The organism is Rugamonas rivuli (assembly GCF_009380165.1).
GTDB classification, from domain to species: domain Bacteria; phylum Pseudomonadota; class Gammaproteobacteria; order Burkholderiales; family Burkholderiaceae_D; genus Rugamonas; species Rugamonas rivuli.
In genome coordinates, this window is the sequence record NZ_WHUF01000001.1 from 478,564 (window position 1) to 501,816 (window position 23,253).

Annotated in this window: 24 protein-coding genes and 1 pseudogene; 14 read left to right on the forward strand and 11 right to left on the reverse strand. The window is 65.3% G+C overall.

All coding sequences use genetic code 11. The features are described from left to right. Positions 1-82: 82 nt before the first annotated feature. Together GEV01_RS31385 and GEV01_RS02125 are read right to left on the reverse strand one after the other, a co-directional pair. Positions 83-895, reverse strand: a complete 813-nt coding sequence (locus GEV01_RS31385) for a beta/gamma crystallin-related protein (RefSeq protein WP_152801237.1) — start codon at positions 893-895, stop codon at positions 83-85. 106 nt (positions 896-1,001) lie between these two features. Next, positions 1,002-1,460, reverse strand: a complete 459-nt coding sequence (locus GEV01_RS02125; RefSeq protein ID WP_008448759.1) for an Lrp/AsnC family transcriptional regulator — start codon at positions 1,458-1,460, stop codon at positions 1,002-1,004. A 126-nt stretch (positions 1,461-1,586) separates the two neighbouring features. Here GEV01_RS02125 and GEV01_RS02130 point away from each other — a divergent pair, with 126 nt between their 5' ends. Beyond that, the gene (locus GEV01_RS02130; RefSeq protein ID WP_152801239.1) at positions 1,587-1,868 is read left to right on the forward strand and encodes an ACT domain-containing protein; all 282 of its coding nucleotides are present in this window, start codon (positions 1,587-1,589) and stop codon (positions 1,866-1,868) included. A 2-nt stretch (positions 1,869-1,870) separates the two neighbouring features. Here the strand turns inward: GEV01_RS02130 and GEV01_RS02135 are convergent, their stop codons facing one another. After that, a complete protein-coding gene (locus tag GEV01_RS02135) occupies positions 1,871-3,169 on the reverse strand; it encodes an NCS2 family permease (RefSeq protein WP_152801241.1) in 1,299 nt (432 codons plus the stop codon). A gap of 156 nt (positions 3,170-3,325) precedes the next feature. Here GEV01_RS02135 and GEV01_RS02140 point away from each other — a divergent pair, with 156 nt between their 5' ends. The 3 genes from GEV01_RS02140 to GEV01_RS02150 are packed head-to-tail and all read left to right on the forward strand — an operon-like array spanning position 3,326 to position 6,764. Beyond that, entirely contained in the window at positions 3,326-3,679 is a 354-nt protein-coding gene (locus GEV01_RS02140; protein ID WP_152801242.1) for an STAS domain-containing protein, read from the forward strand. After that, positions 3,676-4,644, forward strand: coding sequence for an MBL fold metallo-hydrolase (locus GEV01_RS02145; RefSeq protein ID WP_152801244.1), 969 nt, complete (start codon positions 3,676-3,678; stop codon positions 4,642-4,644). Before GEV01_RS02140 ends, GEV01_RS02145 begins: the two co-directional genes overlap by 4 nt. A gap of 8 nt (positions 4,645-4,652) precedes the next feature. Continuing rightward, positions 4,653-6,764 carry a CHASE2 domain-containing protein gene (locus GEV01_RS02150; RefSeq protein ID WP_152801246.1) on the forward strand — a complete coding sequence of 704 codons (2,112 nt, stop codon included), beginning with the start codon at positions 4,653-4,655 and terminating at the stop codon, positions 6,762-6,764. Here the strand turns inward: GEV01_RS02150 and GEV01_RS02155 are convergent, their stop codons facing one another. Next, positions 6,765-7,352 carry an OmpA family protein gene (locus GEV01_RS02155; protein ID WP_152801248.1) on the reverse strand — a complete coding sequence of 196 codons (588 nt, stop codon included), beginning with the start codon at positions 7,350-7,352 and terminating at the stop codon, positions 6,765-6,767. Positions 7,353-7,355: 3 nt separating this feature from the next. Beyond that, positions 7,356-7,808 (reverse strand): FecR family protein, encoded by a 453-nt coding sequence (locus GEV01_RS02160; protein ID WP_152801250.1) that lies wholly within the window; start codon positions 7,806-7,808, stop codon positions 7,356-7,358. 40 nt (positions 7,809-7,848) lie between these two features. Between GEV01_RS02160 and GEV01_RS02165 the strand changes: the two genes are divergently transcribed. Continuing rightward, a complete protein-coding gene (locus tag GEV01_RS02165; RefSeq protein ID WP_152801252.1) occupies positions 7,849-8,268 on the forward strand; it encodes an ATP-binding protein in 420 nt (139 codons plus the stop codon). Between the two features lie 29 nt (positions 8,269-8,297). Further along, positions 8,298-8,939, forward strand: a complete 642-nt coding sequence (locus GEV01_RS02170) for an FABP family protein (protein WP_070266982.1) — start codon at positions 8,298-8,300, stop codon at positions 8,937-8,939. Here the strand turns inward: GEV01_RS02170 and GEV01_RS02175 are convergent. Next, on the reverse strand, positions 8,936-11,302 hold the full coding sequence (locus GEV01_RS02175; RefSeq protein WP_152801254.1) for a diguanylate cyclase domain-containing protein: 2,367 nt from the start codon (positions 11,300-11,302) through the stop codon (positions 8,936-8,938). The genes GEV01_RS02170 and GEV01_RS02175 overlap by 4 nt on opposite strands. A gap of 93 nt (positions 11,303-11,395) precedes the next feature. Here GEV01_RS02175 and GEV01_RS02180 point away from each other — a divergent pair, with 93 nt between their 5' ends. Next, complete coding sequence (locus tag GEV01_RS02180) at positions 11,396-12,046, forward strand: HAD family hydrolase (protein WP_152801256.1); 651 nt, start codon at positions 11,396-11,398, stop codon at positions 12,044-12,046. On the opposite strand, the pseudogene GEV01_RS02185 reads toward GEV01_RS02180, so the two are convergent. The 3 genes and pseudogenes from GEV01_RS02185 to GEV01_RS02195 all read right to left on the reverse strand — a co-directional run. Then, positions 12,043-13,137, reverse strand: a pseudogene (locus GEV01_RS02185) (methyl-accepting chemotaxis protein); the annotation flags it as partial. The gene GEV01_RS02180 and the pseudogene GEV01_RS02185 sit on opposite strands and share 4 nt — an antisense overlap. A 378-nt stretch (positions 13,138-13,515) precedes the next feature. Then, on the reverse strand, positions 13,516-14,946 hold the full coding sequence (locus tag GEV01_RS02190) for an aldehyde dehydrogenase family protein (RefSeq protein ID WP_152801261.1): 1,431 nt from the start codon (positions 14,944-14,946) through the stop codon (positions 13,516-13,518). 189 nt (positions 14,947-15,135) lie between these two features. Continuing rightward, positions 15,136-15,771 (reverse strand): LysE family translocator, encoded by a 636-nt coding sequence (locus GEV01_RS02195; RefSeq protein ID WP_152801263.1) that lies wholly within the window; start codon positions 15,769-15,771, stop codon positions 15,136-15,138. An 84-nt stretch (positions 15,772-15,855) separates the two neighbouring features. Between GEV01_RS02195 and GEV01_RS02200 the strand changes: the two genes are divergently transcribed. The 4 genes from GEV01_RS02200 to GEV01_RS02215 are packed head-to-tail and all read left to right on the forward strand — an operon-like array spanning position 15,856 to position 19,668. Beyond that, positions 15,856-16,830, forward strand: a complete 975-nt coding sequence (locus tag GEV01_RS02200; RefSeq protein ID WP_152801265.1) for a helix-turn-helix transcriptional regulator — start codon at positions 15,856-15,858, stop codon at positions 16,828-16,830. A gap of 32 nt (positions 16,831-16,862) precedes the next feature. Continuing rightward, on the forward strand, positions 16,863-17,645 hold the full coding sequence (locus tag GEV01_RS02205; RefSeq protein ID WP_152801267.1) for a DNA/RNA non-specific endonuclease: 783 nt from the start codon (positions 16,863-16,865) through the stop codon (positions 17,643-17,645). 2 nt (positions 17,646-17,647) lie between these two features. Next, positions 17,648-17,896 (forward strand): hypothetical protein, encoded by a 249-nt coding sequence (locus GEV01_RS02210; protein WP_152801269.1) that lies wholly within the window; start codon positions 17,648-17,650, stop codon positions 17,894-17,896. Between the two features lie 47 nt (positions 17,897-17,943). Then, entirely contained in the window at positions 17,944-19,668 is a 1,725-nt protein-coding gene (locus tag GEV01_RS02215; protein WP_152801271.1) for a DUF4214 domain-containing protein, read from the forward strand. On the opposite strand, the gene GEV01_RS02220 is transcribed toward GEV01_RS02215, so the two are convergent. Next, the gene (locus tag GEV01_RS02220) at positions 19,665-20,657 is read right to left on the reverse strand and encodes a sensor domain-containing diguanylate cyclase (protein ID WP_235914139.1); all 993 of its coding nucleotides are present in this window, start codon (positions 20,655-20,657) and stop codon (positions 19,665-19,667) included. The genes GEV01_RS02215 and GEV01_RS02220 overlap by 4 nt on opposite strands. A gap of 19 nt (positions 20,658-20,676) precedes the next feature. Further along, complete coding sequence (locus tag GEV01_RS02225; RefSeq protein WP_152801273.1) at positions 20,677-21,498, reverse strand: sensor histidine kinase; 822 nt, start codon at positions 21,496-21,498, stop codon at positions 20,677-20,679. A 145-nt stretch (positions 21,499-21,643) separates the two neighbouring features. On the opposite strand from GEV01_RS02225, the gene queE reads away from it, so the two are divergent. From queE to tadA, 3 genes are read left to right on the forward strand one after another with little or no spacing between them, the layout of a single operon-like run. Further along, a complete protein-coding gene (gene queE / locus GEV01_RS02230) occupies positions 21,644-22,279 on the forward strand; it encodes a 7-carboxy-7-deazaguanine synthase (RefSeq protein WP_328595414.1) in 636 nt (211 codons plus the stop codon). 2 nt (positions 22,280-22,281) lie between these two features. Next, positions 22,282-22,728 (forward strand): 6-carboxytetrahydropterin synthase QueD, encoded by a 447-nt coding sequence (gene queD / locus GEV01_RS02235; RefSeq protein ID WP_152801275.1) that lies wholly within the window; start codon positions 22,282-22,284, stop codon positions 22,726-22,728. Beyond that, entirely contained in the window at positions 22,721-23,224 is a 504-nt protein-coding gene (gene tadA, locus GEV01_RS02240) for a tRNA adenosine(34) deaminase TadA (RefSeq protein ID WP_152801277.1), read from the forward strand. Before queD ends, tadA begins: the two co-directional genes overlap by 8 nt. The last annotated feature ends 29 nt before the right edge of the window (positions 23,225-23,253 follow it).

Genomic DNA, 23,253 nt, shown 5'->3' on the forward strand with positions numbered 1-23,253 from the left:
CGTCCCGTGGAGGGCATTGAGTATACTTGTTAGTTTGCCCACATCCCAGTGAATTCCTGAAATGTGGGCAAATATTTAAGCATTACATGCGTGGTTCGCCGGTATTGCTGTTGACGGCGATGGACTGGCCTGGAGGCGTGCTCATCTGCACACGGTGTTCCTGGCCACGGTAGTTGTACGTCACATCCCAGTATTCCGGCTTGGGATTGCTGACATTTTCACAGCGGCGCACGTCGCGTGCATAGCTTTGCTGGCCACTGTTGTTGGCCATATTGTTGCCGATGGCCGCGCCCGCTACTGCGCCGCCGGCCGTCGCCACGTCACGACCCGTGCCGCCGCCCACCTGGTGCCCCAGGATGCCGCCGATCAGGGCGCCGGCAATGACGCCGCCGACGTTGGTGCCGCTACGGGCAGGTTCGGCCACTTGCTGGCTTTCGACCCAGCAGCGTTGTTCCGGCGTGCCGACCACGGCGCGTACCGAGGTGACAGGCACTTCGACCAAGCGCTCGCTTGGACGGCGGCGGTATTCATAGGTCGGCTGCGGCAGTGGCGCCGGCGCCTCGTTGGCGTAGCTGGCGCGCTTGCCCACGGGACGAACCGACGAAATGCGGTCGTTCATGCCCATGCCGCGCAGCGACTCGTAGCTGCCGCGGCGCAGCACCATGCAGTTGCCGCGGAAGTTGGCGTCGTCGCAGACTTCCCACTGGCCGCGGTCGACCACGACGGAAGAGGCGCGGTCGTTGAAGCCGTTGCGCGTGAAGTCGCGTACCTGCTGGTTGGCGGTGAAGGTGCGGCCGCGCCAGCCGTCGTTCTCGTAAAACGTGATTTGCGCCATGGCTTGCGACGCCAGCGTCAGCGTAGCGATTGCCATTGCGATGTTGAGGGGCTTGTTCATGTTTCATCCTTTTATAGTTATTCGAGCACCTGCAGAATGACCCCTTTGCAGCGGTCTATCTGTGCGGTCGACAACATAAGAGGATGGCCGTGAATTGATGCGGTTTTTACGGTTCGACCGAATGGGCGCGCTTCAGGCAGCGCAGCACGAAGGTCGAACGGCTGTGGCGCAAGCCGGGCAGCTTGTACAGTTTGCGGCGCAGGAACTCCTCGTAGCCAGCCGTGCCGGCTACCGCCACCTTGATCAGATAGTCGTACTCGCCGGTCAGCAGATAGGCCTCCATCACTTCCGGCAGGTCGGCCAGCGCCTGGCCGAATTTCTCGAAGATGTCGTCGTCGTGGCGGTCCAGCGTGACTTCGATGATCACCGTATCCGGATAGCCGAGCGCGGTCTGGCTGAGCAGGGCGGTGTAGCCTTCGATCATGCCGCCGTCCTCCAGCGCCCGCACGCGGTTCCAGCACGGCGTGGTGGACAGGCCGACTTTCTCCGCCAGCTTGGTGTTGCTGAGGCGGCCGTCGCGGCGTAGTTCGCGCAAGATCTTACGGTCGAGTTCGTCGATTTCCATGCGATGTACCTGTAAAAGATGAATATTCCTCATATTTTACAGTGACTGGAAGAATCTACTGAGCCATGCCAATAATCGAGCAAAACAAGGAAGCCTATTTTGCAGCTTCGCGGATATTCTGGTTGCATGAATACCACACAAAAAAGCTACCGATTTTGCGTCGAACAGGACGCCCCCATCGCCACGCTGGAAGCCGTGCTGGCGATAGTGCGCCGTCTGGGACTGGAGCTGCGCAGCCTGCGCACCACCCTGCATCCGCAGGGCATGGACGTGCAGATCCGGCTGGCGGCGGACGATGAGGAACCGCTGACGCTCTGCCGCATGCGGCTCAACAACGTGGTGGGGATACTGGCGGTGCGGGAGATGCCATCGCTGGTGGCATCTCCGCAGCGGACTGCGGCTGGCTGAGCTCAGCCCTTCAGGTAGGTGTACTTGAACAGGAACAGCGCGGCGATCACCCACACCACCGGCTTGACCTGGCGTGCCTGGCCGGTCAGCAGCTTGAGGCCGGCGTAGGTGATGAAGCCGAAGGCGATGCCGTGGGCGATGGAGTAGGTGAACGGTATCACCAGCGCGGTGATCGCGGCCGGCACGCTCTCGGTGGTGTCGCTCCAGTCGACATCGACCAGGTCGCGCAGCATCAGGCAGGCGACAAACAGCAGGGCCGGCGCGGTGGCGTAGGCCGGCACCACGCCGGCGATCGGGGCGAAGAACAAGGCCGCCAAAAACAGCAGCGCCACCACCAGCGCCGTCAGCCCGGTGCGGCCGCCGGCCTGCACGCCGGCCGCGCTTTCCAGGTAGGCCGTGGTGCTCGACGTGCCCAGCACGGAGCCGGCCACGATGGCGCAGCTGTCGGCCAGCAGCGCCTTGTTCAGGCGTTTCATTTTTCCGTCGACCAGCAGGCCGCCACGGCTGGCTACACCCATCAGCGTGCCCGTCGCATCGAACAGCTCGACCAGGAAGAACACCAGCACCACGTTGAACAAACCCAGCGAGGTGGCGCCTTTCAGGTCGAACTGGAACAAGGTCGGCGCCAGCGACGGCGGCAACGACATGAAGCCGTGGAAGGTATTCCCGCCGAAGAAGAAGCTCATGATCGTCACCACCACGATGCCGATCAGCAGCGCGCCCGGCACGCGCAGGCGGTCCAGCGTGACGATCAGCAGGAAGCCGAAGATGGCCATGATGGTTTGCGGCTTGTGCATGTCGCCCACGCGCACCAGCGTCTCGGGGCTGGCGACCACCAGGCCGGCGCTCTTCATGGCGATCAGCGCCAGGAACAGGCCCAGGCCCACGGTGATGGCGACCCGCAGCGAGTGTGGTATCCCGTTGACGATCAATTCCCGCACCTTGAACACGCTGACCAGGATGAACAGGCAGCCGGAGATGAACACGGCGCCCAGCGCCGACTGCCAGGGCACGCCCATGCCCAGCACCACGGCGTAGGCGAAGTAGGCGTTCAGGCCCATGCCCGGCGCCATGCCGATCGGGTAGTTGGCGTACAGGCCCATGATGATGGTGCCCAGCGCGGCCGCCAGGCAGGTGGCGACGAACACGGCGTCCTTCGGCACGCCGGCGTCGCCCAGGATGGCCGGGTTGACGAAGATGATGTACGCCATCGTCAGGAAGGTGGTGATGCCCGCTACGACTTCGGTGCGGACGTTGCTGCCGTGCTCAGTGAGCTTGAAAAATTTGTCGGCTGGCGACATGTGCGTTCTCCCTGATTGCGTCGAGGCCGAAGAATATCATGGGGTGGAGATTCTTCGCAGAATTGCTTCTTGCACAAAAAGATGTAAAAATGAAAAAAACCAGAATAAAACGCTATCTTTCGCTTTCTTCCCCAGCACAGCGTACAGGCCACCACTATGGAACTTCAGCCGCAGCAATCGGGCCGCACTCTGGTGCTGAGCCCAGCAGGGCGCATCGATCATACCCATGCCGATGCCTTCAAACTCGCGCTGGATCCGCACCTGCGCGACTGTACCAAGGATGGCGTGGCGCTGGTGATCGATTTCAGCGGCGTCAACTACATCAGCAGCATAGGCCTGCGGGCCTTGATGGTGGCGATCAAGCAGGTCAAGGCGCAGGGCGGGCGCATGGTGCTGGCGGCCTTGCAACCGCTGGTGCTGGAGGTGTTCACCATCAGCCGCTTCGACATGCTGTTTGAAATCTTCCCGGACCGCGATGCGGCGCTGGCGGCCGTCGGCGGCGCCTCATGAAGGCGCGCATCTGGGGCGCGCGCGGCTCGCTGCCGGTGGCGCTGAACCATAAGCAGATCCGCGCCAAGCTGGTGACGGCGCTCGAAGGCGCCATCGGCCGCGGGCTCGATACGCCGGACAAGGTGGCGTCGTATATCGATAACGACCTGGGCTTCGAGGTGCGCGGCACTTACGGCGGCAATTCCAGCTGCGTGGAGGTCGAGGTCTGGAATCCGGACTCCGTCTACGAGCACATCATCCTGGACCTGGGCTCGGGCGTGCGCGCGCTGGCCGGCGCCAAGCTGGCCCGCTACGGCCCCGCCAAGCCGCAGACCTACCATGTGTTCATGTCCCATCTTCACTGGGACCACATCATGGGCTTCCCGTTCTTCACGCCGGCCTACATACCGGGCAACCGCATCGTCATCTACGGCTGTCACGCAGAGCTGGAAACCGCGTTCCGCCGCCAGCAGGAGCCGATCAGCTTCCCGGTCGGCTTCCACCAACTGGGCGCGGCCATCGAGTTCGTGCAGATGGAACCCGGCGTGCCGCTGCAACTGCATGACGTGACGATCACCGCCAAGCTGCAGCTGCACGCGGGCGACTCCTATGGCTACCGTCTGGAGCATGGCGGTAAGACCATGGTCTACAGCACCGACTCCGAACACAAGCTCGATAACGCCGCCGAACGCGTGGCCTTCGTCGACTTCTTCCGCGACGCCGATCTGGTGATCTTCGACGCCATGTATTCGCTGGCCGATTCGATTTCGGTCAAGGCCGACTGGGGCCACTCCAGCAACGTGGTCGGCGTGGAGTTGTGCCAGCTGGCGGGCGTGCACCAGCTTTGCCTGTTCCACCACGAGCCTATCTACGACGACGCGCAAATCGCCCGCGTGCTGGCCGAGACGCGGCGCTATGCCGAGATCACCGGCGAAGCGCCGCTGGACATCGTCTCCGCCTACGACGGCATGGAAATCGAACTGTAAGCGCGGCCATGCTGCTCCGCTTGCAAACCCAGGCCCTGGGCGGCGTGCGCGCAGGCCAGGGCCGGCCGCTTGCGCTGGTGCTGGCGTGTTTGCTGGCCTTGGCCCTGGCGGTCGGCGGCGATGGTCCGCTGCCGTCGCTGCGCCTGGCGCTGTTCAACGCCTACCAGCTGCATCTGCCGCGCCAGCGCGCATCGGGACCGGTGCAGATCATCGCCATCGACGAGGCTTCGCTCAAGGAGTTCGGCCAGTGGCCGTGGCCGCGCACGCGCCTCACCGAGCTGATAGAACACATCAACGCCCAGCAGCCGCTGGCCATCGGCCTCGATATCCTGATGCCGGAGCCGGACACCACTTCGCCCGAAGCGCTGGCCTCGCGCCTGTCGCCCGGGCCTCTGCGCGACAGCCTGGCGGCGCTGCCCGCATACGATGACGTACTCGCTGCGGCCATGCGGCGCGCGCCCGTGGTGCTGGGCGCGGCCGGCTTTGCGCACCCCGAACCCGGCACCAGCGATGCGCTGCGCGTGTGGCCCGTGCACGTGAAGGTGTCGCCGTCGTCCTTGCCGGTGATGCGCTTTCCGCAGGCGATGTCCAGCCTTCCGCTGTTGCAGGCGGCCGCGCGGGGGCAGGGCTTGTTGTCGGTGAACTTGGAGAAGGGCATCGTGCGGCGCGCGCCGTTGCTGGGCGCTGTGGGCGATACACTGGTGCCGGCACTGTCGATGGAATTGCTGCGCGTGGCCACCGGCAGCTCGGCGCTGGAGGTCGACGCCGATGCCGACGGCGTCCGCAGCGTGTCTGTCGGCGACCTGCACGTGCCGACTTCCCCTGACGGCGCGGTGTGGGTCAACTTCTCGGCGCCGGCGATGGACCGCTATGTCTCCGCGCTGGATGTGATGCGCGGCCGTCTCGATCCCTCGGCGCTGCAGAACAAGATCGTCATCGTCGCCATGACGGGACTGGGCCTGACCGATTACAAGACCAATGCGCGCGGCGACTTCATGCCCGGCGTGGATACGCATGCGCAGATGATAGAAAGCTTCTTCGACGGCGCCTTCCTGCGCCGGCCGCCGGCTATGCGCTGGATTGAAGTGGCGGTGTTCGGCGCCTGCAGCCTGCTGCTGGTCTGGCTGCTGCCCAAGTTGCGCATGCTGGTGGCAGTGCCGCTGGGCTGCGCCATCGTGGCGGGCCTGTTCGGCGGCGGCGCCTTGCTGTTCGCCCGCGCCGGACTGCTGTTCGACGCGGCTGCCGTGTCCTGCGCCTTTGGCATGGTGGGATTGAGTCTGTTGACCAGCATGCTGACGGCTGCCGTGCGTGACCGCAAGCAAAGCGAGCGTGCCTTGCAGGTGGCGCGGGTCTCGGCCGCCAAGACCGCCGGCGAACTGGGCGCCGCGCGCCGCATCCAGATGGCGACCTTGCCGCAGGCCGCGTTGTCCTTCCCCGGCGAGACGCGCTTCGCATTGGAGGCACTGCTGGAACCTGCACGCGAAGTGGGCGGCGACCTGTATGACTTCTTCATGCTGGACCGCGACCGCGTGTTCTTCATGGTCGGCGATGTATCCGGCAAGGGCTTGCCGGCCAGCCTGTTCATGGTGGTGGCGAAGGCGCTATCGAAAAGCATCGCGCTGCGCGGCCCCTGGGAGATGGCCGCCATCATGAACGGCGCCAATCGCGAGCTGACGCGCGAGAATCCCGAGATGTTGTTCGTCACAAGCGTGGCCGGCATACTGGACGCCGTCAGCGGCCAGGTCTTTCTGTGCAACGCCGGCCACGATGCGCCGCGCCGCCTCACGGTGGACGGCCGCGTCGAACACCTGCAAGCGGCCGACGGCCCGCCGCTGTGCGTGATGGACGATTTCGAATATCCGGTGCAGCACTACCAGCTGCGGGCGGGCGAGTGCCTGTGCCTGACCACCGACGGCATCAACGAGGCCATGGACGAAGCGGGGAATTTGTACGGCAACGAGCGGCTGGACCGCCTGCTGGCGGCGCTGCCCGCAACGGCGGCCGCCACGCCGGCGGCGGTGGTGCAGGCGGTGCGCGATGACGTGCGTCTGCACGTGGGCAAGGCCGAGCCGTCGGACGACCTGACCTTGCTGGTGCTGCGCTGGGACGGCGTGGCCTGATCAGCGCACGCGGATTTCCACGCGGCGGTTGCGCGGCTCGTCGACACCGTCGGCCGTGGGCACCAGCAGTTCACGCTCGCCGCGTCCCTGCACGGCGATGCGGTCTTCCGCGATGCCTACCTCCACCAACAGGCGCTTGACGGTGGCGGCGCGGCGCAGCGACAGCTCGTCGTTGTATTCGCGCTTGGCGACGGTGTCGGTGTGGCCGATGACGATGATCTCCGGCGCGGGGCGCGAGGCCAGCTGCGCTTTGATGTCCACCAGCCGGGCCGCCGATTCCGGCACCAGCGTGTCGCTGTCGGTGATGAAGTACAGCGTGAACACGGCGGCCCGTTGCGGCAGCGCCGACAGCGTGGCATCGTATTGTTTGGCGATGGCGGCGCTGTCGCCGGTGGCGGTGGTCGCGCCTTTGCTATCGATGGCAGCGATCTGGTAGGGCTTGTCGAGCACCGTCTCGACGCCGGCGGTGGTGATGATGACCGCGCTGGCCTTGCCGTCCTGGCTGGGCAGCAGGGTGATTTGCTCGGTCGGCGTGCGCTGCTGCGAGACGGCGGCCAGCAGGCAGGCGATCCAGATCAGCATGACCATGCTTTATTCTCCGTCTTTGACGTCGATGAGGAATTCTGTACCGCGCACGCCCAGGATGGAGGTCGGTGTGCGGAACTGCACCGCCCCCGGCGATTGCTTGGACAGTTTGCCGGAGATGACGCCCAGCGTACCGCGCTTGACGGTTGCATTCAGCACGCCTTCATGCGAGGTCGGATCGAAAGCGTATTTTTCCAGCCACACGTTGCTGTTCGGGCCCACCGCCAGCAGCGTTTCGTCGCGCAGCGTGATGCCCACGCTGCCGTCGGCGCCGGTGACGACGCGGTCGCTGGCCATCAGCGCGGCGCCCGCCGCCGCCGGCGTCTGTTTTCCCGCTCGCTCTATGGAGGCGGCGCCCTTGGTGGTCTTGACCATGCCGGCCGGCTGCTCGGCGGCGCAGACGCCGGTCATGAAGAGGGCCAGGGCCGCTGTGGCAGCGGCGACTTTTAAGTTTCGCATGTTGCTTCTCCTGAGGTGAGCATTCCGATAATATGCTTGAATGGACAGAAAAGAAACCGGTGTTGCGCATCTGCTGCGGTTTCCCGCGCGACTGGACGCGGTGCCCGGCGCGATGTCGTTTGCGGCGATGGCGCTGCAACAGGCTGGCCTGGGGCCGAGCGTGGTCGCGCGCGCCGAGTTGATACTGGAAGAGCTGCTGCGCAACAGCATCCTGCACGGCCATGGCGGCGACAGCGCACATTCGGTCTGGGTCGGCGTGGAAGGCGCGCTGCTGGTGTATGAGGACGAGGCGCCTGCCTTCGATCCGCTGACCCAGGGACCGCCGCCACCCGATCCGGTGCGGCCGGTCGAAGATCAGCAAGTGGGCGGCATCGGCCTGCTGCTGATACGGCAGTTGGGCAGCGCGGTGGCATATCGCTATTCCGGGGGACGCAACCGCATCGAGATCGTCTTACAATAGCGGCTGTCACCAACCAACAGGATTCATGCATGAGCGAGTTTTCCAGCGATATCTATACCGAACCGTCCACCATCGACGTCAACACCCTCGACAACCTCGGCCCGCTGGCGCCGATGGCGGGGATCTGGAAAGGTGAGCGCGGCCTCGATATCAAACCGAAGGCGGATGGTCCGCGCAAGCAGGCCTACGTCGAGCGTATCGAGCTGTATCCCATCGATCCCGTGACCAACGGCCCGCAGCTTTTCTACGGCCTGCGCTACCTGATCATCATCAACAAGCCAGGCCAGGCCAAGACCTACCACGAGCAGGTAGGCTACTGGCTGTGGGAGCCGGCCACCAGCACCGTGATCCAGACGCTGGGCATTCCGCGCGGGCAGATCGCCATGGCCTCGGCCGTGGTGGCGCCGGACGCGAAGGAGTTCGAACTGGTGGCGCGGCTGGAGTCCGATACCTACGGCATCCGTTCCAATCCCTTCCTGGAGTATGGCTTCAAGACCGTCGAGTACCGCATCAAGGTGACGATCAACGACGACGGCACCTGGGGCTACGAGGAAGATACGGTGATGATGATACGCGGCCAGGAAGAACCCTTCCACCACGTCGACCGCAACCTGCTGTTCAAGGTCGCCGAGCCTGTCGCGAATCCGATGGCGACTGGCGTCCCGGCCTAGTCGGCGATGGCGTAACCGTCGCGGCCTTTGCGTTTGGCCGCGTACAGCGCGGTGTCGGCGCGCGCCACCAGTTCGGCCGGCGTCTCGCCGTCGCGTTGATGCAGCGCGATGCCGATGCTGGTGGTGATCTGCATCGTCTTGCCGGCCACATTGAACGGCCGGCGCACCGCTTCGACGAATTTGGCCGCCAGCCGCGCGGCTTCGTCCGGGCCGTCCACCTGTTCGAGCACGATCACGAATTCGTCGCCCGCCAGCCGCGCCACCGTGTCCGAGGCGCGCACGCTGCCCGCCAGCCGCGAGGCGAATTCCTTCAGCACGATGTCGCCGGCGCCGTGGCCCAGCGTGTCGTTGATGCTCTTGAAGTTGTCCACGTCCAGGTAGGCCAGCGCCAGCGGCCTGCGGTTGCGCTTGGCCCGCACCAGCGCCAGTTGCAGGATCTCTTCGAACATCAGGCGGTTGGCGATGCCGGTCAGCGTGTCGATGCGGGCCAGCTGCGTCAGGCGCTCCTCGATCTCCTTCATGCGCGTGGTGTCGTGCGTCAGCGAATAGATGCCGACCACCTGGCCGGCCGCGTCGATCTCCGGCACGAAGGTGGTTTCCAGCGTATGCAGGCTGCCGTCGATCTGGGCCTTCAGCTCGTAGGTGGCGATCTGGCCGTGATAGGCCTGTTCGAGATAGGACTCGGCGTGTTCGTAGTGGTCGCGGCCTATGCCGTCGACCAGGTGGCGGCCGATCAGCTTTTCCGGCTCAACGCCGAACCACTGGAAGAAGGTCGCGTTGACGAACTGGAAGCGGCGCTTCTGGTCCAGGTAGGAGATCAGCACCGGCAGGTTATCGGTCAGCAGCTTGAGGCGCTTTTCGCTGGCGGCCTGGCGCAGCTCGGCGTTTTTACGCTCGGTGATATCGACCGCCATCAGGTAGACGCCGGCCACGCTGCCGTCGGCGGCGATGTCGGGTATCAGGTCGCCCATCACCTGCTGCAGCTTGCCGTCCTTGCGGCCTTCGCGTTCGTAGTGCACGCGGTCGCCGCGCGCCGCCGCCGCGTGGTAGGGCGCGATGGAGGCGACGAATTCCTCGCCCAGTACCTCTGTCATGGTCCGCCCCAGCATGGACTGCGGATCGAGGCCCAGCATGGTGCGGAAGTATTCGTTGGTGAAGTGGTAGCGGTTGTCGCGGTCGATGTAGGCCACCAGCGCGGGGATGCTGTCGGCGATCATGCGCAGGCGTTTCTCGCTGGCGGCGATCAGCGATTCGTTCTCGCGTATCGCTTCCTGCGCCTGTTCGCGCTCGGCCATCAGCTCGTGGAAGGCGCTGCTTAATTCGCCGATCTCGTCGCGGCGGCGCCGTTGCAGCACGCCGATGCTGACGTCCCCGCTGCGGATGTCGCTGATGTTGCGGCGCAGGCGGCCCAGTGGCTTGAGCAAGGCCTGGATCGCCAGCCAGGCCATCAGCCCCGCCAGCGCGGCGAAGGCGCCGGCCGCCAGCATCGCGTGGCGGCGCATCTCGATCATCGGCGCGAAGGCTTCGTCGACCGGGAAGCGGGCGCCGATGACCCAGTTGGTTGTGGCCAGGTGCTTGTATGAGTAGATGCCTTCGCTGCCGTCCTTGTTGGCCGCTTCGGTCCAGCCTTCGAAGCCGCGCAGCGCCATCTCGGTGGCGCGGTTGTAGCCGGGGCGCGCGTTGATGTGCTCCAGCAGCCGCTTGGGGTTGGGGTGGTGCAGCAGGATGCCTTCGCTGGTCATGATGAACATGTAGCCGGTCTTGCCCGGTTTTTGCGCCGCGATCTGCGACAGGAAGTCGGAGTCGGTCAGGTCGATGCTACCGCCCAGCAGCATCACGGCCTTGCCTTCGGCATTGAGCAGCGGATGGATGATCATGATGGCGGGGCGGCCGGACAGCAGGCTTTTGAACGGCGGCGACACTACCACGCGGCCTTGGGCCAGCACCTTCTGCATGTAGGTGCGCGGCCGCTCGTCCAGCGCCAGCACGGCGGCGCCTGCGCCTTCTGTGTGTATCAGCACGCCGTTGCGGTTGAAGATGTGCAGGTTGAGGAACTCCTTGCGCACGGCCGGATGGCGGGCGACGAAGGCGCTCATGCGCTCGGGATCGAGGCCGGCGTCGGGCGGCATGGCATCGGCCAGGCTGGCCAGCAGGGCTTTCTTGGCGGTGATCTGGGCGTCCACCTGGGCGGCGGCCGAGGAGAGCAGGGCATATTGCTGGTCGCCGATCACGCTCTTCATATCGCGTTCGGCCAGCACCAGCGCGACCCAGGTGACGATGACCGTCGCGGCCAGCACCAGCATGACGACCACCGCCGTCATGCGGAATTTGAGGCTGCGCGGCAGCAGTGCTAAAACGGCCATTTCGCTCTGTTCTTGGTATGTTGGACGGAGTATTACATACACGGCCCCGCAAGGCCAGCGGGTACAATGTGCGCTTTACACGGAACAGTGACTATGCTGCGGGCGATTTTGTGGGACAACGACGGCGTTCTGGTTGACACGGAGCGCCTGTTTTACGAGGCTAACCGGGAACTGTTCCGGCCCCTGGGACTGGAGCTGAGCGAGCAGCACTTCTTCGACTGGTACCTGGCCGACAACTGCGGCGCATGGCATCTGCTGGAGCCGCAATTGAGCATGGCCGACATGGATGCATGGCGCAGCGAGCGCAATCGCCACTACGCGGCCACGCTGGCGTCCGAGCATATCCCGGCGATCGACGGCGTCGGCGCGGTGCTGGCCAGCCTGTCGCCGCGCGTGCGCATGGGTGTCGTCACCAGTTCCAACCGCAACCACTTCGAGATCATCCATCAGCGGCTGGATCTGCTGCCGCACTTCGAATTCGTGCTGACGCATGAGTCCTACGCGAACAGCAAACCGTCGCCGGAGCCTTATCTGCTGGGCCTTGAGCGGCTGGGCGTGGGTGCCGCCGACTGCCTGGTGGTGGAAGACTCGCCGCGCGGCTTGCAGGCTGCAACGGCGGCCGGCATCCGCTGCATCATCCTGCGCAATGCACTGACACGCGGCCATGACTTCCCAGGCGCTTGGCGCGTGGTCGACACCATGCCCGAGCTGCTGGCGGAGATCGAACTGCTGATCGCCGCTTAACGCGCGGACGACGCCAGCTCGGCAAACTCCTGCTGCGACTCCTTCTGCGACCGTGCGGCCCCGCGTCGCGCCGACTTGATCGGCTTGACGCTGGCGCTACGGCGCGCAACCCCATCGCCACTGAGCTTGAACACGCCCACCGCGGCTTGCAGGTGCGCGGCTTGGTCGCGCATGGTGGCTGCCGCCGCCGATGCCTGTTCGACCAGCGCGGCGTTCTGCTGCGTGGTCTGGTCCATCTCGGCGATGGCGCCGTTGATGTGCTCAATGCCGGACAGCTGCTCCTGGCTGGCGGCGGCGATGTCGCTCATGATGTCGGTGAAGCGGCGCACGCTGGCGACGATCTCCGTCATCGTCACGCCGGCCTGGTCGACCAGCCGCGCGCCGGCATCGACCTGGTCGACCGAGTCGCCGATCAGGCCCTTGATTTCGCGAGCGGCGGCGGCGGAGCGCTGCGCCAGGTTGCGCACCTCGTTGGCCACAACGGCGAAGCCGCGTCCTTGCTCGCCCGCGCGTGCCGCTTCGACTGCGGCGTTCAAGGCCAGGATGTTGGTCTGGAAGGCGATGCCGTCGATGACGGCGATGATGTCGACGATCTTGCGCGCCGAGGCGTTGATCGAGGCCATCGTGTCGACCACCTGCGCCACCACCGCGCCGCCCTGGCCGGCGACGGCGGACGCCGATACCGCCAGCTGGTTGGCCTGGTTGGCGTTGGCGGCGTTCTGCTTGACGGTGGAGGTCAACTCCTCCATCGACGACGCGGTTTCCTCCAGCGAGCCGGCCTGGCGCTCGGTGCGCTCGGACAGGTCCATATTCCCCGCTGCGATTTCGGCCGAGGCGGTGCCGATGGCCTCGGTGCCGCCGCGCACCTCGGAAACGATGTTGATCAGGCTGGTGTTCATATCCTTGAGCGCGGCCGACAGCTGGCCGATCTCGTCGCGCGAACGCACTTCGATGTTGGAACTGAGGTCGCCGCCGGCCACGGTGCGCGCCACCCGCACAGCGTGGCGGATCGGGCCGACGATGCCGCGCGTGATGTACCAGGCGGTGAACAGGCTCATCACGCCGCCGGCTGCGCCGAGCGCGATCATCAGCGTGGTGTAGAACGAAGCGATGCCGGCGGCGGTGCCGGATGCGTGCTCTGTGCTGGTGGCCCGCATGCCGATGGCGCCTATCGTCACCACCACGGCGAGCATCAATGTTGTTAATGAAAAAGCAATTGTCAGGCGTTGGCCTATCTTGATATCGGCAATCTTCATGTCTCGTCTTTTATTATGTTTGTAAGAACCGGTATTTGCTCCGGGGAACGGAAAGTGTATCAGCGAACGGTCGTGCGAATCTATTACTTTTAGCAATATTTCGCTGCCGTGCGATGAAGGTGTTGCACTTTGGTTCGGGAAGGGAAGCGGGAGGCGGCAGGACGCCGTCTCCCGGTGGCGGCACCGGGGTCCGGTGCGCCAATTTGGTGCGGATCAGACGCCGCAGTATGCCGTCTTGACGGTGGTGAAGAACTCGGCGGCGTAGCTGCCCTGTTCGCGCGAGCCGTAGCTGGAAGCCTTGGTGCCGCCGAATGGCACGTGGTAGTCGACACCGGCGGTCGGCACGTTGACCATCACCATGCCGGCCTGGGCGTGGCGCTTGAAGTGGGTGGCGTGCTTGAGCGAGGTGGTGACGATGCCGCTCGACAGGCCGAACTCGGTGTCGTTGGCCAGGGCCAGCGCGTGTTCGTAGCTGTCGGCCGGGATCACGCTGGCGACCGGGCCGAAGATTTCCTCGCGGCTGATGCGCATGTCGTTGCTGGCGTCGGTCAGCAGGGCGGGGCGCAGGTAGAAGCCGGGCGTCGGGCCGTCCAGGCGCTCGCCGCCGAAGGCCAGCGTGGCGCCTTCATCCTTGCCGATGCGGATGTAGTTCATGTCCTGCTCCAGCTGGTTGGCGTCGACCACGGGGCCGATGTCGGTGCCCGCGGTCAGGGCGTCGCCCACGTTCAGTTTGGCCAGCTCTTCCTTGACGGCGGCAACGAAGCGCGGGTAGATGTTCTTGCCGACGATCAGCCGGCTGGACGCGGTGCAGCGCTGGCCGGTGGAGAAGTAAGAACCTTGCACGGCGCAGTACACGGCGGTGGCCAGGTCGGCGTCGTCCAGCACGATCAGCGGGTTCTTGCCGCCCATTTCGATCTGCACCTTGGCCAGGCGGCCCATGGCGGCGATGGCGACTTTCTTGCCGGTGGCGACCGAGCCGGTGAAGCTGATAGCGTTGACGCGGCGGTCGTTCAGCAGGGCCTGGCCGACCACGCTGCCGTGGCCCATCACCAGGTTGAACACGCCCGGCGGCAGGCCGGCGCGGCTGATGATCTCGGTCAGCGCCCAGGTGCTGGCCGGCACCAGCTCGGCCGGTTTCATGACGACGCAGTTGCCGTAGGCCAGGGCCGGGGCGATTTTCCACGACGGGATGGCGATGGGGAAGTTCCACGGGGCGATGATGCCGACCACGCCGACCGGCTCGCGCGTGACTTCGACGTCGAGGTTGGGGCGCACGGACGGCAGCTTGTCGCCGCGCAGGCGCAGGCATTCGGCGGCGTAGAATTTGAAGATATTGCCGGCGCGGACCACTTCACCGATGCCTTCGGGCTTGGTCTTGCCTTCCTCGCGCGACAGCAGCGTGCCCAGCTCTTCGCGGCGGGCCAGGATTTCGTTGCCGATCTTGTCCAGCGCGTCGGCGCGCAGCTGGATGTTGGACAGCGCCCAGCCGGGTGCGGCGGCAGCGGCGGCGGCAATTGCCAGCTCGGTCTGCTGCGCGTCGGCCAGCGCGTAGTGGCCGATGACGTCGTTGGTGTTGGAAGGGTTGATGTTGGCAGAGCTGCTGGCGCCGTCGAGCCAGGCGCCGTTGATGTAGAGTTGTTTCATTATTTCCGCTTTAGGCCTGAGAGGTGGGGAAGTTGACATTATCGCTCGTTATCACAATTTTCACCTATTTGGCCGTAAACGATGTAAAATAGTAACCAGTGTTGTCGCATTAGAAATTAAACTAAGCCTCTGGTAGGGCGGATGTTTCGAAAGGGTTGGAACCGTCGAGGTTCCAGCCCTTTTTTGTTTTTACGGCGCGGTCCAGGCCTGGCTGGCGCTGAGGATGGCGGTCAGTATCAGCAGCGCGCCCATCAGGCGGGCAGCCACGGTGGCGGCGGCGGGATGGGCGGCGAACCAGCCGCTGGCGCCGCTTGCGGCGTAGGCCAGCGCCCCGTAGACGCCCAGCTGTGTCAGCGCGGTGATGCCGCCCAGTACGCCGGATTGGACCCACAGCGGCCCCTGGCCCGGCTTGAGGAATTGCGGGAAGATCGCCAGCATGAAGATGTAGGCCTTGGGATTGAGCAGGCTGGTGGTCAGCGCGCGGCGGAAGATGACGGCGTCGGCCATCGCCTCGGCGCCGGGCGTCGGGTGGAAGATGCTGTCGCTGCGCAGCAGGCTGTAGCCCATCCAGGCGATGTAGGCGGCGCCGGCCAGCAGCATGATCTTGAACAGCGGCGGCCAGTATTGCAGCGCCACGGCCACGCCGACGGCGCCCATGCACAGGTGGCAGAAGCCGCCGGCGATGATGCCGCCCACCGCCGCCATGCCGGAGCGGCGCCCGCCCAGCATGGAACTGCCCATGACGAAGGCCATGTCCAGGCCGGGCAGGGCGATCACCCCGAAGACGACGACAAAATACAGCCACAGGTTGGCGGTCTGGCTCATGTTGATTCCTTGGAGAGGTTGTTTGCCGCAGTTTAATGATTAAATAGGACGGATTCGGCCCTGTTAATCTGCTATCTTTGCGGCATGTACCATCCAACCACCCGCGTTCTGGCCGTGCTGGAACTGCTGCAAACCCATGGCCGCCTGAGCGGCGCCGAGATGGCTGGCCGCCTGGGCGTGGACGGCCGCACGCTGCGCCGCTACATCGTCATGCTGGAACAGATCGGTATCCCCATCACGACCGAGCGCGGCCGTCATGGCGGCTATGCGCTGATGCCGGGTTTTAAGCTGCCGCCCATGATGTTCACCGACGACGAGGCGCTGGCCTTGTCGCTGGGGCTGCTGGCGGCGCGCAGCCTGGGGCTGGCCGAGGCGGCGCCGGCGGTGGCCAGCGCCCAGGCCAAGCTGGGCCGCATCATGCCGGACGGCCTGCGCCAGCGCGTGGACGCGATCGACGCCACGGTACGGCTGGATTTGCGCTCGGCCACGCAGTCCGGTGGCGCGCAGGACGGGGCGACGCAGGACAATGCGGCGCTGACCGCGCTCAGCCTGGCGGCCAAGTCGCGCCGGCGCGTGCACCTGCGCTACCGTGCCGGCGACGCCGACAGCGAGCGCGATGTCGATACCTACGGCCTGGTGTACTACAGCGGCTACTGGTATGCGGTCGGGCATTGCCATCTGCGGGGCGGTATCCGCACCTTCCGCCTGGACCGCGTGCTGCAGGTGGCGCCGGCCGAGGGCGGCTACGAGCTACCGCCCGGCTTTGACGCGCTGGTGCATCTGCGGCAGTCGGTGGCGACGCTGCCGCGCAGGTTCGCCGCCAGGATCCTGCTGAAGACCGACCTGGCTTCGGCTCGCCGCGCCTTCATCGACACCTTCGGCCTGTTCGAGCAAACGGCCGATGGCGTGCTGCTGCACAACCAGTCGGACGAGCTGGGCTGGCTGGCGCGGCAACTGGCGGCGGCGCCGTTCGAATTCACTGTACTGGAGCCGGATTCGCTGCGCGCCGAACTGCGCACCGTTGCCGAACGCTTGGTGCGCGCGGCCGGCCTCCGCTAGAATGCCGCCACGCAAATTAATTCGAAGGAACTATGTATCTGATTCAACGATCCGTGGCAGCGGCGGCGCTGGCCTGCGGACTGCTGGGCGCCAGCCTGGCCTGGGCCGGCAACTGCCCGGCGCATTATGTCGATGGCCGTCTGCCGGAAATCCGCAACGCCAAGATGAACAGTGCCACCACCGAGCTGTGCTACGGTGTGTTCGGCGTCATGCATTCGGGGATCACGCGCACGCCGCTGTGGTCGGCCGAGCATCTGACGGCCGACAATATCGAGGCGGCCAAGAACCTGTCGCGCGAGAATTCCTTCCACACCGAATCGCAGCTGCCGGCCGGCCGCCGCGCCGAGCTGTCGGACTACGCCCGCAGCGGCTTCGACCGTGGCCACATGGCGCCGAACGGCGACATGCCGGACCGCGAGACCCAGCACGAAAGCTTCACGCTGGCGAACATGGTGCCGCAGGATGCGGATAATAACCGTCATGTGTGGGCCGGCATCGAGGGCGCGGTGCGCAAGCTGGCGCAGAAGGAGGGCGATCTGTACGTGATCACCGGCCCGGCCTTCATCGGCGGCAATCTGCAAAAGGCTGGCAATGTGCTGGTGCCCACGCATTTGTACAAGCTGGTCTACAGCCCGCGCCAGCGCGCCGGCGCCGCCTTCTTCATCGAGAACCGCGCGGATGCGGAATATGAAACGCTGAGCGTTGCGCAGTTGGAGGCCCGCGTCGGCATCAACCTGCTGCCGTCGCTGGCGGATGGCCAAAAGGAGACGATGTTGCGTCTGCCGAAGGTAAAACCACGTAAATCCCGGAGCTAATCATGAGCAAATTTGTACCCTACGCCAACGAGGCCGACGTGCTGAACATCGGCCAGCTGTCGATAGAAAACCGGCTCGACCGCATCACCATCAGCGGCGATGTCGACCTGACCGCCGACCTGGCGGGCCTGGCCGACGCGCGCGCGCTGCATGCGCTGCTGGGGGAGGTGGTGGCGCGGCTGGAGGCGCAGAAACTGCCGGCGCGCTTGCCCCCGCCGGCCACGCAGACGGTGGCCAACCCCTTCGATTAGTGCCGTTCTGATGCTACTATCGTGCAATCGTATCCTTGGGCATCATCATGACTTTCTTCGCGACCGGTAATAACTCGATTGACGCGCTGGTGTACAGCAGTTGGGCCAGCCGCCCCGGTACGGCCGTGTCCTTGACCTACAGCTTCATGACGGTAGCGCCCAGCGATGGCACTGCGGACGATGTCAGCGGCTTCCTGCCGATGACATCGTTCCAGAAGCAGGCGGTGCGCACGGCGCTGGACACCTGGTCGGCGGTGGCCAATGTCAAGTTTGCCGAGGTGTCGTCTGGCGGCGATATCCAGCTGGGGACCAACAACCAGGGCAGCCAGAGCAGCGGCTATGCCTACCTGCCGAACGGCAGCGATCCGACCTATCTGTTCACCAACAACGCGGACACCTTCAATACGGTGTTCACGCCGGGCACGTTCGGCCCGGCGGTGCTGATCCACGAGTTGGGGCACACGCTGGGCCTCAAGCATCCGGGCAATTACGATTCCACCGGCGGCACCATCGATGGTCCTTTCCTGCCGTCCGCCACCGACAATATCGACTACAGCCAAATGTCGTACAACACCGGCGCGGGCTACCAGCTGAACCACCAGTACGGCATCACGCCCATGTTGTACGACATCCAGGCGATGCAGTATCTGTACGGCGCCAACATGACGTACCACGCCGGCAGCGACAGCTACGACTTCGTGCAGAGCTCGCCGATGCAATGCATCTGGGATGCGGGCGGCAGCGACACCTTCAATTTCTCCGGCTGCACCGATGCCGTCGTCATCAACCTCAACGCGGGCACGTTCAGCTCGACGGCGCCGGGGTACAACAATATCTCCATCGCCTACAACGTGACGATCGAGGCGGCCGTGGCCGGCTCGGGCGGCTCGACCATCTACGCCAACGGCAGCGGCGACCGCATCACCGGCGGCGCCGGCGTCGACGTCATCTACGAAGGTGCGGGCAACGATACCGTCTTCGGCGTCGGCAGCAACGATACCGTGGTGTTCAATGGCACGCTGTCCAAGTTTTCCTTGTCCGGCACCGGCGCGGCCCTGACCGCGGTGGGCGACGGCACGGACAGCCTGTTCGGCGTGAAGAACCTGCAGTTCGGCGACATCACCATCGATGCGTCCACCGTCACCCGTTTTGCCAGCGGCGGCGCCGGCAACGACGTGCTGGTGGCCGGCACGGGCAACGAGGTGTTCACCGGCGGCGCCGGGCTGGACTACGTGAGCTTCGGCGGCGCCCGCAGCAACTACTCGGTGATCGCCAGCGGCGGCGCCTACCTCGTCACCGACAGGAGCGGGGCGGGCGGGCAGGATATCGTTTCCGGCGTCGAGCGCCTGACCTTTGCCGACGGCCGCGCGGTGGCGCTGGATATCGGCGACCACAACCCGGCGGGCGAGGCTTACCGGCTGTATCAGGCGGCTTTCAACCGCCTGCCGGACCAGGAGGGATTGGGATTCTGGATACGCGCGCTGGATGCCGGCTTCGGCTTCTACGACGTGGCGCAGAACTTCCTGATCAGCTCGGAGTTCGCCAAGACCTACGGCACCAATCTGAGCGACCAGCAGTTTGTCGAGCTGCTGTACCACAACATCCTGCACCGCGATCCGGACGCTGGCGGCGAGGCCTACTACCTGCACGCGCTGTCCATCGGCGCGACCCGGGCCGTGGTGCTGGGCTCGATCTCCGAATCGCCGGAGAACCAGCTAGGCGTGGTGGGCCAGATCACCAACGGTATCGACTACAAGGTTTACACCGGCTAGGACGGATCCGGCTCCGGCAGACTGATGCGGTTGCGGCCCATGTGCTTGGCGCGGTACAGCGCCGAGTCGGCCGTGGCCACCAGCTGGCTGGGATCGGTGCCCGGAGCCGCCAGCGCGGTGGCCGCGCCTATGCTGACCGTCACCACATGTTGCTGGCTGCCCAGGTTGGGCAGGTGCAGCTGCTCGACGCGGCAGCGGATGCGCTCGGCCACGATGGCCGCTCCCTTCAGCGACTGGTTGGGCAGGATCACCCCGAACTCTTCTCCGCCGTAGCGCGCCACCAGGTCGTTGGCGCGCATCTCGCTCGACACCGCGCAGGCGATGCGCTGCAGGCATTCGTCGCCGCCCAGGTGGCCGTAGGCGTCGTTGTACTGTTTGAAGTTGTCGACATCGACCATCAGCAGCGATAGCGGCTGCTGGTGGCGCTGGGCGCGCTGCCATTCCGCCTGCAGGGTGTCGTCGAAGCAGCGGCGGTTGGCCAGGCCGGTCAGGCCGTCGCGCGTGGCTAGTTGCTCCAGCGCTACCTGGGCACGTTTTTCGTCGGTGACGTCGCGCAGCGTTTCGGCCACCGCCACCAGCTTGCCTTCGGTGTCGAAGATCGGGCTGGCGTCGGCTGCCAGGTAGCGGCGCCGCCCCACGCGCGGCATGTCGCACCAGTTTTCCGCGCGCAGGCCGCTGTCGTTGTCGTTGCGGCGGGCATGCTGGTAGTACAGCGTCTGGACGTCGGCGTCGCGGCCCTGGATCACCAGGTCGGCCAGCGTCGGGCGCTGCTCGTGATAAAAACTCTTCCAGTGATCGGTCGTGCCCAGCACCTCCCAGGCTTCGACCCCGGTCAGGCGCTCGCAGGCGCGGTTCCAGATGATGACCTTGCCGTGGACGTCGATCACGAACGTCGGGATGACCAGCAACTCCATCAGCTTGAGCGCGAAGCCGTGCTGCATGTCGGCCTGCGAGTACTCCATCAGGTGCTGGATTTTTTGATTGTGCATGGACGTGCCCCGCTGTAAATTATTGAACCGGGAAGGACATGGTCAGCGCCGTGCCATGGCCGGGCTGGCTGGCGATGTCGAAACGACCGCCGGCCTCGGCCACCCGCTGGGCGATGCCGCGCAGGCCGCAGCCGCGCCGGGCGGGCGGGTCGGGCAGGCCGATGCCGTTGTCGCGCACCGTCAGGCTCAGGCTGCCGGCCACGCGGCACAGGCCGATGCACACCTCGGACGCCTGCGCGTGGCGGGCGATGTTGCTCAGTGATTCCTGCAGGACGCGGAACACCACCGCATCCATGCGCTCATCGGTGGGGGCGCTGAAGGCGGCCGGCTCGGCCTCCAGCCGGCAGGGAATGCCGCTGAGGCGGGAAAACTGCTCCACCTGTTGCTGAACTGCACCTTGCAATCCGCTTTCCAGCTGTTCCGGCTGCAAATCGCGCACAATGGTGCGCATGGAGCGGCTGGCGGCCTGCAAGCGGGCTTCGATCTGGGCCAGCGGCTTGGCCAGCGTGTCGTGGTGCTGCGCCAGCTGGGTCACGTCGAAGCTCAGCGCCAGCAGGTGCTGGCCAAGGTCGTCGTGCAGGTCGCGGGCGATGCGGCGGCGCTCGGCGTCGCGCAGGGACTGCTGGCTGGCGCCCAGGCGGCCCACCTGCTGGCGGGTGTCGGCCAGGGCTTGCTCGGCCAGCTGGCGGCGGTCCAGTTCCTGTGCCAGCTTGTGCTCCAGGGCCGCCAGGGCGTTGCGCAGGTGGCGCTGGCGCCACAGCAGCAGCAGGGCTATGCCCGCCAGCATCACGGCGCCGCCGACGATGATATCGATTTCCAGGAGCGGTTGAGCGTAGCGCATGATTTTTCTTCCCCGGGGTAAGCGTCCACCGGACCAACATATCGTGCTTGCCTCCCGGTAGCATTGTGGAATGTCAATATTCCACGGCATAGACCGAAAAGTGTGGCGTAGGATATAATCGAGGGTTGTCCTTTCAGGAACTGCCGTGACTTACAGCATCAAAGAGATTTTTTACACGCTGCAGGGCGAGGGCGCCCACGCCGGGCGTCCCGCCGTGTTCTGCCGCTTTTCGGGTTGCAATCTGTGGACCGGGCGCGAGATCGACCGCGCCAGCGCCGTCTGCCAGTTCTGCGACACCGACTTTGTCGGCACCGACGGCGAAGGCGGCGGCAAGTTCAAGACCGCGCAGGAGCTGGCTGCCACCATAGCTGCGCTGTGGCCAACCAGCTACACCGCCAGCAAGTACGTGGTGTTCACCGGCGGCGAACCGTTGCTGCAGCTGGACGCCGCGCTGATCGAGGCGATGCACGCGGTCGGCTTCACCATCGCGATTGAAACCAACGGCACGCTGCCGGTGCCCGAAGGCGTGGACTGGATTTGCGTCAGCCCGAAAATGGGTTCCCAGCTGGTGGTGTCCAAGGGCAGCGAAATCAAGGTCGTGATCCCGCAGACCGGGCAGGACTTGAGCGCCTACGAACATCTGGACTTCGAGCACTTCTTCGTGCAGGCGATGGACGGCCCGCTGGCCGAGTTCAATACCAAACTGGCGATCGAAACCTGCAAGCGCAATCCGAAATGGAAGCTGAGCTTGCAAACCCATAAACTTTTACAGATACCCTAATCATGCTGACCATTACCCGCAAGCTGGAATTCGACGCCGGCCACCGCATCCCGGACCACAAGAGCCAGTGCCGCAACCTGCACGGCCACCGCTACACGCTGGAAATCACGCTGACCGGCAACATCATCACGGCCGAAGGCAATTCCGACAACGGCATGATCATGGACTTTTCCGACATCAAGGCGCTGGCCAAGGAACACCTGGTCGATGTCTGGGACCATTCCTTCATCGTCTACGAGAAGGATGCGGCGGTGCGCGACTTCCTGGCCACGCTGCCGGGCCACAAGACCGTGGTGATCGACCGCATTCCCACCGTGGAAAACCTGGCCCACGTTGCCTTCGGCATCCTGAAGTCGGCCTACAAGGACCGCTACGGCACCGGCCTGCACCTGCACAAGCTGGTGCTGCATGAAACCCCTAACTGCTGGGCAGAAATCACCGATGCCTGACGACGTGCCGCAACAGCCCGCGCCGGAGCAGCTCGATTTCATGCGGCAGGCGCTCGAACAGGCGCAGCACGCGTGGGACGAGGGCGAGGTGCCGGTCGGCGCCGTCGTCGTCAAGGATGGCGTGGTGATCGCGCGCGGCTACAACCAGCCGATCGGCAAGCACGACCCGACCGCGCATGCCGAGATCGTCGCGCTGCGCGCTGCGGCCGAGGCGCTGGGCAACTACCGTCTGCCGGGTTGCGAACTGTATGTGACGCTGGAGCCTTGCGTGATGTGCTCGGGTGCGATGATGCACGCGCGCCTGGCCAAGGTGGTGTACGGCGCCACCGATCCCAAGACCGGCGCCTGCGGCTCGGTGCTCGACCTGTTCGGGCAGGAGCAGCTCAACCATCACACCGACGTCACCGGTGGCGTGATGGCCGAGGAATGCGGCGCCATGCTGAAGTCCTTCTTTGCCGCCCGCCGCGCGGCGGCCAAGCGCAACACCACAGAGTAGTGGCGGTTTTCCCCGGTACGGCAAAAATG